The following is a 12188-nucleotide window of genomic DNA, read 5'->3' on the forward strand; positions in this document are numbered from 1 at the left end:
GGCCGGGCGGTTCACGGGCGTGGATGGTCGAACAGGTTCGGCTGCCCTGCACGGTGGCGCTGCGCGTCGATCTTCTTCAGCCCGTCGAATTCCGGCGGCTGATAGCGGGTGAACACCGGCACCCGCCCCGCGGCCGATCCCGCCTCCTCGAGCAGCGCGTTGACCGCGTGCCGTGCGGCCTCATTGGCGCCCTCCATGGTGGCCAGGTCGAAATCGGTGCGCACATAGTCCGCGGCCAGGAACAGGTTGGGAATACCGGTATCCGCGCTCGGCCGGTTGCGCCACGAACCGATTCCGTTGACCAGTAGCTGCTCGTCATTGGTGTTCTGCCCGGCCGCGGCCGACCAGCTGATCGCGGGATCCAGCTGCCAGGCGCGCACGATGCCATCGGGCAGTTGCCCCGCTCCCCTGTCGTCGAGCGCGGCCTGCAGCTGGGCCCACACCTCGTGGTAGATCTGCTCGCGACTGCACCGTTTCGCGGGTTTGCCGAACAGGATGCCCGGGGTGTCCCAGTCCGCGATGTCGATCGTCAGCCCGTTCACGCTCGCCCCGTCCCCGTACTTGTGCCGGTAATCGGTGTGCCAGAAGGAATCCTGGGTGTACGAGGTCAGCCGCCACGGCGCGTCCAGGTAGATGTTGAACCCGTTGCCCAGCGGGGTGTCCTCGTCCACGAAGAACTGGATGCCGTTCATCCAGTCCATGGTCAGCCGGTCCATGTTCGCCAGCCCGGGAGCGGCGCTGCGAATCTGCGGGGACCACAGTCCCCGTGCCCGGTCGGTGGGGACGGCGCAGACGAACCAGTCGGCCTCGATGGTGTGCGTGCCGTTCGCGTCCCTGGCCCGGGCACCGGTGATCCGCCCGCCCTCGAGGGTGAGTCCTTCGACGGTGTCCCCGACCCGGAACCGCACCCCCAGCCCACGCAGGTGCGCCACCCACGGATCCAGCCACGCCTCGTTGGTCGGCCCGTTGAGCACCTCGTAGACCTTCGGCCCGCCACCGACCTCGCGCAGAACCGCGAGCAGGAACTGTTCGGCCATGTTCCCGATCGTGCGGGTGCTCGCCACGCGTTCCTTCGCCGCGACCAGTGCCCGGGTCAGCCCGGTCGCGGCCAGGTTCTGGTACTCGGCCGAACGGCTGCGCGCGCCGACGAAATCCCACCAGCTCGTGTTCTCCCACTGGCCGAAGCGGCGCTGCTCGCTGCTGGTGAAGAACACGAGGAATCGTTCCACGAGGTATTCGGCGTCCGGGAGCGAAACCTCGTGCTGCTTAAGGATCCCCTCGATGAGGATGCTCCTGAGCCCTTCCGGGGTGAGTGCCTCGCGCGGATCGAAGTAGAAACCGAACAGCAGTGGATTCCCGTCGGCGCGTCCGTTCGCCCTGGCATAGCGCACATCCCCGAAGGAGAACGGAATCAGGTTGTCGTAGACCCCGTTCTGCTTGCCCGGCACCGGAATCCGCCGCATCGAATCGTGGATGTGCTGGTAGAACGAGGTGAATCCGCGCGCACCGTGCTCACCGGGAAGCGGCAGGCGTCCCCCACTGGCACTACCGGGAACCGGGATGGTGCGGGACTTCCCGCCGAGGGCCTTGCGTTCGTACACGGTGACCGAAAATCCGCGCTCGGCCAGTTCCTGTGCCGCGGTCAGCCCACCGATCCCGGAACCGAGCACCGCGACCCGGCGCCCGGTTCCGGTGGCGGCCGATGCGGTCGCGGAATTCACCGCCGCTCCCGCCATACCCGCGATTCCCGCGGCGGCGGCCCCGCGCAGGAGTGTGCGCCTGCTCAGTCCCGCGTTCCGGTGCAGCTCGGTCATCACGATCACCTCATCGTGGTCAAATCTGACTATCGCGATCGTCATCTTCACAGAAATCCCGTACGGTGGCAACGAATCTGACCCCGATGAGCGAGGGAGCCACGGTGAGCGGCACATCCCGGCGCCCGGTGCGCCCCTACGGCGGAGTCGGGGCGCGCGAACGGGTCGCCGCCCGGCGAGCCCGGATCATCGGCGCGGGCACCGCACTGTTCGGCACCAGCGGCTATCTGGCCACCGGGGTGAAGGACATCTGCCGCGCGGCCGGGCTGACCGACCGCTACTTCTACGAATCCTTCCGCGGTACGCGGGAACTGTTCCTCACCGTGTTCGACACGATCATCGGCGACCTGTTCGCCGCCGTCGCCGAACAGGTCGCCGCCGCACCCGCGGGGCGCGAACAGCAGCTGCGCGCGGGCATCGCGACCTTCCTGCGCGCCCTCGACGCGGACCGGCGCACCCTGCGGATCGTGTTCGCCGAACCGGCCTGCGCGGGCCCCGAGGCCGAGGCGCACATGCGTGCTTCGCTGCGCCGCTTCGCCGGGCTCGTCGCCGACACCGCACGCGCGACCAGATCCGGGAACCGCTCGCCCATCCCTATCGAACTGTTCGCCCACGCCGTGGTCGGCATGCTGGAGCGAGTGCTCGTGGAGAAGCAGGACGACCAGCTGGATCTGCCCATCGAGGAGCTCATCGAGCACTGCACCACGCTCGCCCACGCGATGCTGGACCGGGTGGACGCCGGCGCGGCCGGGTGACTCGCACCCCTATGGCGAATCGCGTACAGTAGCCAGCCAGTCACGGCGGCTCGCAGCGGCCGCCCGCAGGCCGAGGGGAACGGATGACCGCGAGCGTCGACGCCACCGCAGAACAGGCCGCGGCTCCCGGACTGAGCCGCAACCGGATCAACGCCGTGTTCACGGCCGTCGCGCTCGGCATGCTGCTCGCCGCCCTCGACCAGACCATCGTGGGCACCGCCCTGCCCACCATCGTCGGCGACCTCGGCGGCGGCGGGCACCTGTCCTGGGTGATCACCTCGTATCTGCTCGCCGAGACGATCATGACCGCGATCGTCGGCAAACTCGGCGATCTGTTCGGGCGCAAGCTGATGTTCCAGCTCGCGGTGATCGTGTTCACCGGCGGCTCGTTCTTCTGCGGCTTCGCCGACAGCATGGTGTGGCTGATCGCGGCGCGCGCGGTCCAGGGTCTCGGCGCCGGTGGGCTGATGGTCACCGCGACGGCACTGGTCGCCGATGTGGTGCCGCTGCGCGAACGCGGCAAGTACCAGGGCGTGCTCGGCTCGGTGTTCGGCGTGGTGACCGTGCTCGGGCCGATGCTCGGCGGGGTGTTCGTGGATCAGTTGTCCTGGCGGTGGGCGTTCTACGTGAACGTGCCCGTCGCGGTGCTCGTGCTGATCGTGACCGCGAGCGCCATGCCCAGTGTCACCACCAAGATCAAGGCGGCGATCGACTATCTGGGCATCCTGCTCATCGGGCTCGCCGCGACCGGGCTGACCCTGGTCACCAGCTGGGGAGGTACCCAGTATGCCTGGGACTCACCGGTGATCATCGGCATGGCGGCCGGTTCGGTGCTGTTGCTCATGCTGTTCGTGTTCGCCGAACGCCGGGCGAAGGAACCGACCCTGCCGCTGCGGCTGTTCCGCAATCCGGTGTTCACCGTGGCGAGCGCGCTCAGTTTCGTCGTCGGTTTCGCGATGCTCGGCGCACTGTCCTATCTGCCGACCTATCTGCAGTACGTGCACGGCATCTCGGCGACCGATTCCGGGGTGCGGATGCTGCCCATGGTGCTCGCGCTGCTCGTGGCCGGGGTGATCGCGGGCAATCTGGTCGGCAAGACCGGGCACTACAAGAGTTTCCCCATCCTCGGCGGGATCGGGCTGACTTTCGGCCTGTATCTGCTGTCCACGATGACCCCGGCGAGCGGGTTCTGGGAGATGTCGGCCTACCTTGTGGTGCTCGGCCTCGGGATCGGGCTGAGCATGCAGGTGCTCGTCATCGTCGTGCAGAACACCGCCGAATACCGCGATCTGGGGGTCGCGACCTCCGGGGTCACCTTCCTGCGTTCGATGGGTACTTCCTTCGGCGCGGCGGTGTTCGGCACCATCTACGCCAACCAGCTGGCCCCCAACATGGCCCGGGCGGGCAGTGAGCATCCGCTGCCCCGTGGTCTCGATCCGCACGCGGTCCAGGTGCCCACCGCGCTGCACCGGTTACCGGAATCCGTTGCCGCGCCGTACATCCAGGCCTACAGCGACTCGCTGCACACGGTCTTCCTCTACGCCGCACCGGTCGGGCTGCTCGCTCTGGTGCTCGCACTGTTCCTCAAACAGGTACCGCTGCGCGATACGGCGCGGGCCGGTGCGCCCGATCTCGGCGATGGGTTCGCGATGCCCGAGCCGAGCGATCGCGAGCAGGACCTGGAACGGGCGGTCGGCCGGCTGCTCGCCAAGGAGGGCAAAGAGATCGCCACCACGATCACCGAGCGCTCGGGCTGTGTGCTCGATCAGGGCGGGCTCTGGTGCCTCGCCCAGGTGCGGCTGCGGGAGCGGCGGGAGAAGCCGACCTCGCTCGCCGTGCTCGGAGCCGATTTCGGGATTCCGCCCGAGGTGTTCGAGCCCGCCTTCGCCAAGCTGGAGGAAACCGGCTATCTGCGTGCGATCGGTCCGGTGTGGACGGTCACCGAACCGGGTCTGGTCGAACTGCGGAAACTGCTGCACACCTGGCAGGAGTGGCTCACCGATCGGTTGCACGACTGGGGAACCGAGGGCTGGGGCATCGAAGGCCGGGAGGAGCTCTACGAGGCGCTCGGCAGGGTCGCCAACCGGATCCTCGACCAGGCGACCGACGAGCGCCCGTACGGGAAGCACGCGCTGGTCTGACCGCGGGCTCAGGCGTTCGCGAGATCGTCGAAGATGAGCAGGGTCGTGGTGCCCAGCACGCCGGGGATCTCCTGAAGCTTGTCGAGCACCAGGTGGCGCAGGTGCTCATTGGATGTGGTGCGCACCAGGAGTACCACGTCGAACTCCCCGCCGACCAGCGCCATGTGCTTGACCTCCGGCAACCGGCGCAGATGCTCGGTGAGATCACGCCAGTTGTTCTGCCGCACGGTCAGCGTCACATAGGCCGAGGTGGACAGGCCGCAGCGGGCGGGATCCACGGTCGCGGTGAACCCGGTGAGCACCCCGGTCTTCTTCAGCCGCTCGATCCGGTTGTAGGCCGCCGCCCGGGAGATGGTGATCCGCTCGGCGAGTACCCGGACCGAGAGCCGGCCGTCCTGGCTCAGCTCGCGCAGGATGTGCTCATCGATCTCGTCCAGCGCGGGCGCCATTCGTCCAGCGACGCGCGCCTCGATCGGTTCCTCACTGGACATATGACTCTCCGAGAGTGTTGTAGTCGGCCATTCATATCGTAATCATGTCAAATTCTAGCCGGTCATTCGCCGCTCGACACACAATTGCGCCGTTCCGTCTTGTCCGGAGGTGTGCATGACCGAGATCGTGCGGTTGCTCGATACCGATGGCACCGTGCTCGAACACGAGCGCTATGCCCTTCCCGAACCGGAGCGCCTGCTCGAGCTGTATCGCGGCCTGGTGCTCGGCCGCAGGTTCAACGAACAGGCGAACAGCCTGGTGCGGCAGGGAAGGCTCGCGGTGTACCCGTCCTCGCGCGGCCAGGAGGCCTGCCAGATCGGTGCGGCCGCGGCGCTGCGCGGCGGTGACTGGCTGTTCCCCACCTACCGGGACACCGTGGCGGTGGTGCAGCGCGGGGTTCCGCCGGTCGAGGCGCTCACTCTGCTCACCGGCGACTGGCACTGTGGCTACGACCCGCTCGCCCACCGGATCGCCCCGCAGGCCACCCCGTTGGCGACCCAGCTGCCGCACGCGGTCGGGGTCGGCCACGCGGCCCGGCTGCGCGGCGAGGACACCGTGGTGCTCGCGCTGTGCGGGGACGGGGCGACCAGCGAGGGCGATTTCCACGAGGCGCTGAACTTCGCCGCCGTGTTCACCTCGCCCGTGGTTTTCCTCGTGCAGAACAACAAATACGCGATCTCGGTGCCACTTTCCCGGCAGACCGCTGCGGAATCCTTGGCGGACAAGGGAATCGGCTACGGCATGCCCGCGGTCCTTGTGGACGGCAACGATCCGGCCGCGGTGACCGCGGTCCTCGACGAGGCTGTGGCCAGGGCAGCGAGCGGAGCCGGCCCCACCCTCGTCGAGGCGGACACCTACCGCCTCGAAGCACACACCAATGCCGACGATGCGGGCCGCTATCGCAGTGAGCTGGAGGTGGCGGAGTGGACCGAACGCGATCCGCTCCCCCGCCTGCGCGCGTACCTGCGTGGCACCGGACTGCTCGGCGCGGCACGGGAAACCGAGCTCGAGGAAGCCGCCGAGGAGTTCGCTTCCCTTGTGCGTCAAGGAGTTTCCGCGATGGCCGCACCGCGACCGGGGGCGTTGTTCGCCGAGGTGTACGGCACGCCGACGCAGCGGCTGGCCACCCAGGCCGCGCTGCTGGACACCGAACTGCGCGCCGGGGCGGGTACCCGATGAGCGCCGAGAAGCTGACAATGGCCGCGGCGATCAACACCGCGCTGCGGGATGCGATGCGCGCCGACGACTCGGTGCTCGTGTTCGGTGAGGACGTCGGGCCGCTCGGCGGGGTGTTCCGGGTGACCGAGGGCCTGACCGATTCCTTCGGCGCGGCACGGTGTTTCGACACCCCACTGGCCGAGTCCGGGATCCTCGGCATGGCGATCGGGCTTGCCATGAACGGCATGCACCCGGTGGTGGAGATGCAGTTCGACGCCTTCGCCTATCCGGCGTTCGAACAGATCACCAGCCACCTCGCGAAGATGCGCAACCGCACCCGCGGGGCACTGCACCTTCCCGTGGTGGTCCGGGTGCCCTATGCGGGCGGGATCGGTGGGGTCGAGCACCATTGCGATTCCTCCGAGTCCTACTACGCGCACACCCCGGGCCTGACCGTGCTCGCTCCGGCCACCAGCGCGGACGCCTACGGCCTGCTGCGCGCGGCCATCGAGTACCCGGACCCGGTGATCTTCCTGGAACCCAAGAAGCGCTATTTCGCCAGCGAGGAGGCCGATATCCGGGAACCGGTCGCGCCGATCGGCACCGCGGAGCTGCGCCGCGCGGGCCGCGATGCCACCCTGATCACCTACGGCCCCTCGGTCCCGGTCGCACTCGCCGCCGCCGAACAGGCGGCGGCGGAGGGACGCGAGCTGGGCGTGCTCGATCTGCGTTCCCTCGTCCCACTGGACGAGCAGACGATCGCCGAAGCGGTACGGGCGAGCGGGCGGGCGGTGGTGATCGCCGAGACGCCCGGTTTCGCCTCGGTGGCCGCGGAACTCGCCGCCCTCATCGGCGAGCGCTGCTTCCACCACCTCGAGGCCCCGGTGCGCCGGGTCACCGGTTTCGACATCCCATACCCACCGCCGAAACTCGAACGCCATCACCTGCCCTCCATCGACCGCATCCTCGATGCCGTGGACGAACTGCAATGGGAGCACGCATGAGTTCTCAGACCTTCGTCCTTCCCGATCTCGGCGAAGGACTGACCGAGGCCCAGCTGATCCGTTGGCTGGTCGAGCCGGGCGAACGGATCAGCGTGGACTCTCCGGTCGCTGAGGTCGAGACCGCGAAGGCCGCCGTCGAGGTCCCCTCCCCCTACGGCGGGGTGATCGAGACGCTGCACGGGGCCGAGGGCGCGGTGCTCAAGGTCGGCGAACCGCTGATCTCGGTGACCGACGAGGAGGAATCCCGTGGCGGTTCGGGGAATGTGCTCATCGGCTACGGCACCACGGCGGAATCCGAACCCGGCCACCGCGGGCACCGCCGTCCGGCCGTGGTCTCCCCGGTGGTGCGCAAACTCGCCCGCGAGGCCGGTGTCCCGCTGGACCGGATCCGTGGCACGGGCGCCGACGGGCTGATCACCCGCGCCGATGTCGAGGCCGCGATCGAACCGCGGCAGAGCGGTACGACGGACGCGCGCACCGGTCTCGGTGTCCGCGAGCGGATTCCGCTGACCGGCACCAGGAAAGCGATCGCCGAGGCGCTTTCCCGCAGCCGTACGGAGATCCCCGAGGCGACCGTCTGGGTGGACGTGGACGCCACGGCACTGCTCGCCCTGCGCGCCGAGCTGGACGGGCCGGGACTGCTGGCCTTTCTGGCCCGGTTCGCCGTCGCCGGGCTCGCCCGCTGTCCGGCCCTCAACGCCCGCGTCGACGAGCGGGCAGGCGAGATCGTGCACCTCGACGGGGTCAATCTCGGTATCGCCACCCAGACCGAGCACGGACTGCTTGTCCCCGCCGTCACCGCGGCACACACCCGCAACGCGCGCGAGCTCGACACCGCCATCCGGGAGGTCGTCGCGGCGGCCAGGTCCGGATCGGTGCGCGGCACGGGTTCGTTCACCGTCAACAACTACGGCCGGTTCGGCGTCGACGGCAGCGCCGCCATCATCAACCATCCCGAGGCCGCCATCCTCGGGATCGGGCGCATCCTGGACCGCCCGTGGATCGTGGACGGCGAGGTGACCGCGCGCCGGATCACCCAGTTGTCCCTGGTGTTCGACCACCGGGTCTGCGACGGAGAGACCGCGGCCGGATTCCTCCGGTTCATCGCCGACGCCGTGGAGTCCCCCGTGGCCGCGTTGGCCAGCCTGTGACCGGATCACCGATAGACTGACCCCGTTGTCGATCATGAACGGGGTGTGATGCGGTGATGCGCGCGGTACGAGTCGTCGAACTGGACGGGCCCGGTTCGGTCCGGCTGGACGAGATCCCCGAGCCCGAACCGAACGGTGTGGTCATCGAGGTGCACGCGGCCGGGGTCGCCTTCCCCGATGTGCTGCTGACCCGCGGGCTCTACCAGATGAAACCGGATCCGCCGTTCGTGCTCGGTGCGGAACTCGCCGGGGTGGTGCGCTCAGCGCCCGCGGACAGCGGGTTCACCGAAGGTGATCGGGTCGCCGGGCTGATCATGCTCGGCAACGCGATGGCCGAGGTCGCGGTGCTGCCCCCGCAGACGGTGTTCCGGTTGCCGGACAATGTATCCCTGCGGGCCGCGGCCGGGCTGCCGTTCAACGACCTCACCGTGCACTTCGCGCTGCGCGAGCGCGGCCGCATCGCCGAGGGCGAGACCGTGCTGGTGCACGGCGCCGCGGGCGGTATCGGCACATCCACCCTCCGGCTCGCCGGGGCGCTCGGCGCGGGCCGCACCATCGCCGTGGTGAGCACCGAGGAGAAGGCCGCCGTGGCCCGTGCCGCCGGAGCCACCGACACCGTGCTCACCGAGGGCTGGCTCGACCAGGTCAGGGAACTCACCGGCGGCCGCGGCGTGGACATCGTCGTGGACCCGGTCGGCGGGGACCGGTTCACCGACAGCGTGCGCTCCCTGTCCCGGGCGGGCCGGGTACTGGTGCTGGGCTTCACCGGCGGAGAGATCCCCACCGTGAAGGTGAACCGGCTGTTGCTCAAGAACGCGGCCGTGATCGGCGTCGGCTGGGGCGAATGGGTGCTCGGCAATCCCGGTTACCTGGCCGAACAGTGGGCCGAACTGGGACCATTGCTCGCCTCCGGCGAACTGAGCGCCCCGGAGCCGGTGTGCCGGCCACTCGAACACGCCGCCGAAGCGCTCGCCGCCCTGGAGAACCGCGCCGCGACCGGCAAGTTCGTGCTCACCGTCCGGTGACGCCATCGGCGGGGACCGCACCGGTCTCGGCGAGGAAGCCGGTGAGCACCTCGGTGAGCCGCTCCGGCTGGTCCTCCGGGATGAGGGTGCCCGAACTCGCGATCTCGACCAGACGGGAGTCGGGGAACAGTGCGGCGAGCCTGCGCCCGTGCGCGCGGGGCATCAGCTTGTCCCTGTCCGCCCACACCACCAGCACCGGCCGGTCGAACTCCCGCAGCCGCTCGCTCAGTTCCAGCAGCCGGGCCCGTTTCGGCGCGGAGGTGGCGAACTTGACGAAGTCCCGCAGCACGTTCGCGTCACTGGTCAGCGGTTCGAACCAGTCCCGCATGACCTCGTCGGGCACTCCACGCAGGCTCAGGGCACCGTAGGCCTGGCGGCTCTGCCGGAACCACTTCCTGCCGAACAGCCACACGGCGAGCTTCGTGCCACCGGGAATCCGCAGCAGCCGCGCGAGTCCCTTGGCCGAACCGGGCGGGAAATTGTCGAACGCCTCGCAGGCCACGAACACCAGTCTGGCCACCCGTTCGGTGCACCCCTCGGCGACCAGGAACTGCGGGCCGCCCCAGTCGTTCATCACCACGGTCACGTCCCGCAGGTCGAGCCGTTCCAGGAACTCCGCGAGCAGACGCGCGAGCCCCTGCTGGGTCAGGTCGGCATCGGCATGCATCGGGGTCCGGTGCCCGCCGAGCGGGAGCGTCGGGAGCACACAGCGGTAGCCGTGCAGCAGCGGCACGACCTTGCGCCACTGCGTCTCGTTCATCGGCAGCCCGTGGGTCAGCACGAGAACGGGCCCCTCACCCCCGGTGTCGAGATAGTCGATCGGTCCCGCCGAAAGTTCGATTCGAGGCATGACACCTCCTCTTGATAGATCGTTCTAATGTAGACTAGCAGCAGCACCGCGGATCCGGAAGGCGAGAGGAGTACCAGATGGGCACGGCGCAGCCGGACACCCGGACCAGGATTCGGGAGGCGGCCGCGATGTTGTTCCGCCGCAACGGTTTCCCGGGAACAGGGCTGAAATCGATCGCCGCGGAGTCCGGGGCGCCCTTCGGCTCGATCTACCACTTCTTCCCCGGCGGCAAGGAACAGCTCGCCGAGGACACGATCCGCACGACCGGTCCGGAGTACATGCGCCTGGTGCTGAGCCTGATCGAGGACGCCACGGATCCCCTCGAAGCACTGGGCGAAGCCTTCGAGGCCGCCGCGGCCACCCTCGCGGCCACCGATTATGCGGACGCCTGCCCGATCGCGACCATGGCCCTCGAAGTAGCGAGTACCAACGAGACACTGCGCATCGCCACCGCCGAGGTGTTCGCGGACTGGGTCGAAGCGGGCACCCGGTGGTTCTCCCGCTGGGTCGACGATCCGGCAACGGCCCGCGAACTGACCCAGTCGATGATCATGCTCCTGGAGGGCGCGTTCCTGCTGAGCCGTGCCGCACGGGCCCCGGAGCCGATCCATACGGCCGGGCGCTCCATGGTCGCCCTCGCCCGCACCGCGATCGAGCGATCGGCCTGATCCACACCCCGTGTTCACCACCCGCGAAAGGCGGCACCCCGTTGTGCCCGGATCCCTAGGCTGTGCACGGTGAACACACCATGGGATCCCACGACACCCGGCCTTCTCCGGCTGCCTTCCGGGCGGCTGCTCCGCGGCCGCGGCCTGCGTAACGGGCTCCCCGAAGGACAGCGGCCCACCTTCGCGCTCTATCTGCTCGGTCGCACCCCGCCCGAGGTCGAGTGGGAATCCCGATGGGTCCGCTGGCCGGATTTCCGCCTGCCCGCCGACCGGCCCGCCGCACGTGCCGCCCTGGCCGAAGCGCTCGAGCGCGCGGAGACCGAACGAGTGGAGCTGGCGTGCGGTGGCGGTCTCGGGCGCACCGGAACCGCGCTCGCCTGCCTTGCCGTGCTCGACGGGATTCCCGGTACGGAGGCGGTCGGCTACATCCGGGAACACTACGCTCCGCGTGCCGTGGAAACCCCGTGGCAGCGCCGGTTCATCCGCAGGTTCCGCTGAGACCCGGAATTGTCAGTGCCCGGTTCTAGGCTCGCGGGCATGGACGAACTCACCGGCATTGCCGCCGACCTGCACCGTTACCTGCAACAGTCCCGCGAACACGTGCTCACCAAGCTGGACGGGCTCTCCGAGTACGACATCCGCCGCCCGTTGACCCCGAGCGCGACGAACCTGCTCGGCCTGGTCAAGCACCTCGCCACCGTCGAATTCGGCTACCTCGGCGCCTGCGTGGGGCGCCCCGGAACGATCACCCTGCCCTGGGTCGACGACGAATCCATCTGGGACGGCGCCGATATGTGGGCACAATCCACCGAATCCTCGACCGAACTGCGCGAGCTCTACCGGACCGTGTGGCGGCACTCCGACGAATCCATCGCACAGCTCGGCCTCGACGCACCCGCGCGGGTGCCGTGGTGGCCCGAAGAGCGACGGGACACCACCCTCGGCTCACTGCTCGTGCGGATGGTCGACGAAACCGCGCACCACGCGGGCCACATCGACATCGTCCGGGAACTGATCGACGGCGAAGGCGGCGCCGACGCCGAGGACCTCGGGGGTGCCGAATGGTGGCGGAACTACTACGCCAAGGTGACCGCGGCCGCCGAACAACACCGGAAACCCGTTGTATGACA

Annotated in this window: 12 protein-coding genes; 9 read left to right on the plus strand and 3 right to left on the minus strand. The window is 69.1% G+C overall.

The features are described 5' to 3' along the window. Positions 1–11: 11 nt before the first annotated feature. The gene (locus A37U_RS0101420; protein WP_040586568.1) at positions 12–1814 is read right to left on the minus strand and encodes a hydroxysqualene dehydroxylase; all 1803 of its coding nucleotides are present in this window, start codon (positions 1812–1814) and stop codon (positions 12–14) included. 86 nt (positions 1815–1900) lie between these two features. On the opposite strand from A37U_RS0101420, the gene A37U_RS48020 reads away from it, so the two are divergent. Together A37U_RS48020 and A37U_RS0101430 are read left to right on the plus strand one after the other, a co-directional pair. Beyond that, the gene (locus A37U_RS48020; RefSeq protein WP_020494817.1) at positions 1901–2569 is read left to right on the plus strand and encodes a TetR/AcrR family transcriptional regulator; all 669 of its coding nucleotides are present in this window, start codon (positions 1901–1903) and stop codon (positions 2567–2569) included. A gap of 83 nt (positions 2570–2652) precedes the next feature. Next, positions 2653–4710 carry an MDR family MFS transporter gene (locus A37U_RS0101430; protein WP_020494818.1) on the plus strand — a complete coding sequence of 686 codons (2058 nt, stop codon included), beginning with the start codon at positions 2653–2655 and terminating at the stop codon, positions 4708–4710. A gap of 8 nt (positions 4711–4718) precedes the next feature. Here the strand turns inward: A37U_RS0101430 and A37U_RS0101435 are convergent, their stop codons facing one another. Beyond that, positions 4719–5201 (minus strand): Lrp/AsnC family transcriptional regulator, encoded by a 483-nt coding sequence (locus tag A37U_RS0101435; protein ID WP_020494819.1) that lies wholly within the window; start codon positions 5199–5201, stop codon positions 4719–4721. Between the two features lie 115 nt (positions 5202–5316). Between A37U_RS0101435 and pdhA the strand changes: the two genes are divergently transcribed. The 4 genes from pdhA to A37U_RS0101455 are packed head-to-tail and all read left to right on the plus strand — an operon-like array spanning position 5317 to position 9540. After that, a complete protein-coding gene (gene pdhA, locus A37U_RS0101440) occupies positions 5317–6381 on the plus strand; it encodes a pyruvate dehydrogenase (acetyl-transferring) E1 component subunit alpha (RefSeq protein WP_020494820.1) in 1065 nt (354 codons plus the stop codon). Next, entirely contained in the window at positions 6378–7364 is a 987-nt protein-coding gene (locus tag A37U_RS0101445) for an alpha-ketoacid dehydrogenase subunit beta (RefSeq protein ID WP_020494821.1), read from the plus strand. The genes pdhA and A37U_RS0101445 overlap by 4 nt, the downstream gene beginning before the upstream one ends. Then, positions 7361–8515, plus strand: a complete 1155-nt coding sequence (locus A37U_RS0101450) for a dihydrolipoamide acetyltransferase family protein (RefSeq protein ID WP_020494822.1) — start codon at positions 7361–7363, stop codon at positions 8513–8515. The genes A37U_RS0101445 and A37U_RS0101450 overlap by 4 nt, the downstream gene beginning before the upstream one ends. Positions 8516–8571: 56 nt before the next feature. Then, complete coding sequence (locus A37U_RS0101455) at positions 8572–9540, plus strand: NADPH:quinone oxidoreductase family protein (protein WP_020494823.1); 969 nt, start codon at positions 8572–8574, stop codon at positions 9538–9540. Here A37U_RS0101455 and A37U_RS0101460 read toward each other — a convergent pair. After that, positions 9527–10390, minus strand: coding sequence for an alpha/beta fold hydrolase (locus A37U_RS0101460; RefSeq protein ID WP_020494824.1), 864 nt, complete (start codon positions 10388–10390; stop codon positions 9527–9529). The two genes, A37U_RS0101455 and A37U_RS0101460, sit on opposite strands and share 14 nt — an antisense overlap. A 77-nt stretch (positions 10391–10467) precedes the next feature. Between A37U_RS0101460 and A37U_RS0101465 the strand changes: the two genes are divergently transcribed. The 3 genes from A37U_RS0101465 to A37U_RS0101475 all read left to right on the plus strand — a co-directional run bounded on the left by A37U_RS0101465 (position 10468) and on the right by A37U_RS0101475 (position 12186). After that, positions 10468–11058 (plus strand): TetR/AcrR family transcriptional regulator, encoded by a 591-nt coding sequence (locus tag A37U_RS0101465; protein WP_020494825.1) that lies wholly within the window; start codon positions 10468–10470, stop codon positions 11056–11058. A gap of 69 nt (positions 11059–11127) precedes the next feature. Then, on the plus strand, positions 11128–11556 hold the full coding sequence (locus tag A37U_RS0101470) for a protein-tyrosine phosphatase family protein (RefSeq protein WP_020494826.1): 429 nt from the start codon (positions 11128–11130) through the stop codon (positions 11554–11556). Between the two features lie 39 nt (positions 11557–11595). After that, positions 11596–12186 carry a DinB family protein gene (locus A37U_RS0101475; protein WP_020494827.1) on the plus strand — a complete coding sequence of 197 codons (591 nt, stop codon included), beginning with the start codon at positions 11596–11598 and terminating at the stop codon, positions 12184–12186. Positions 12187–12188 lie beyond the last annotated feature (2 nt).

This window comes from Sciscionella marina DSM 45152, assembly GCF_000379465.1.
Lineage (GTDB): Bacteria > Actinomycetota > Actinomycetes > Mycobacteriales > Pseudonocardiaceae > Sciscionella > Sciscionella marina.

Coding starts and splice junctions, on each gene's coding strand:
- A37U_RS0101420 (WP_040586568.1), bottom strand. CDS start 1,814: ATGACCGAGCTGCACCGGAACGCGGGACTGAGCAGGCGCACACTCCTG.
- A37U_RS48020 (WP_020494817.1), top strand. CDS start 1,901: ATGAGCGAGGGAGCCACGGTGAGCGGCACATCCCGGCGCCCGGTGCGC.
- A37U_RS0101430 (WP_020494818.1), top strand. CDS start 2,653: ATGACCGCGAGCGTCGACGCCACCGCAGAACAGGCCGCGGCTCCCGGA.
- A37U_RS0101435 (WP_020494819.1), bottom strand. CDS start 5,201: ATGTCCAGTGAGGAACCGATCGAGGCGCGCGTCGCTGGACGAATGGCG.
- pdhA (WP_020494820.1), top strand. CDS start 5,317: ATGACCGAGATCGTGCGGTTGCTCGATACCGATGGCACCGTGCTCGAA.
- A37U_RS0101445 (WP_020494821.1), top strand. CDS start 6,378: ATGAGCGCCGAGAAGCTGACAATGGCCGCGGCGATCAACACCGCGCTG.
- A37U_RS0101450 (WP_020494822.1), top strand. CDS start 7,361: ATGAGTTCTCAGACCTTCGTCCTTCCCGATCTCGGCGAAGGACTGACC.
- A37U_RS0101455 (WP_020494823.1), top strand. CDS start 8,572: ATGCGCGCGGTACGAGTCGTCGAACTGGACGGGCCCGGTTCGGTCCGG.
- A37U_RS0101460 (WP_020494824.1), bottom strand. CDS start 10,390: ATGCCTCGAATCGAACTTTCGGCGGGACCGATCGACTATCTCGACACC.
- A37U_RS0101465 (WP_020494825.1), top strand. CDS start 10,468: ATGGGCACGGCGCAGCCGGACACCCGGACCAGGATTCGGGAGGCGGCC.
- A37U_RS0101475 (WP_020494827.1), top strand. CDS start 11,596: ATGGACGAACTCACCGGCATTGCCGCCGACCTGCACCGTTACCTGCAA.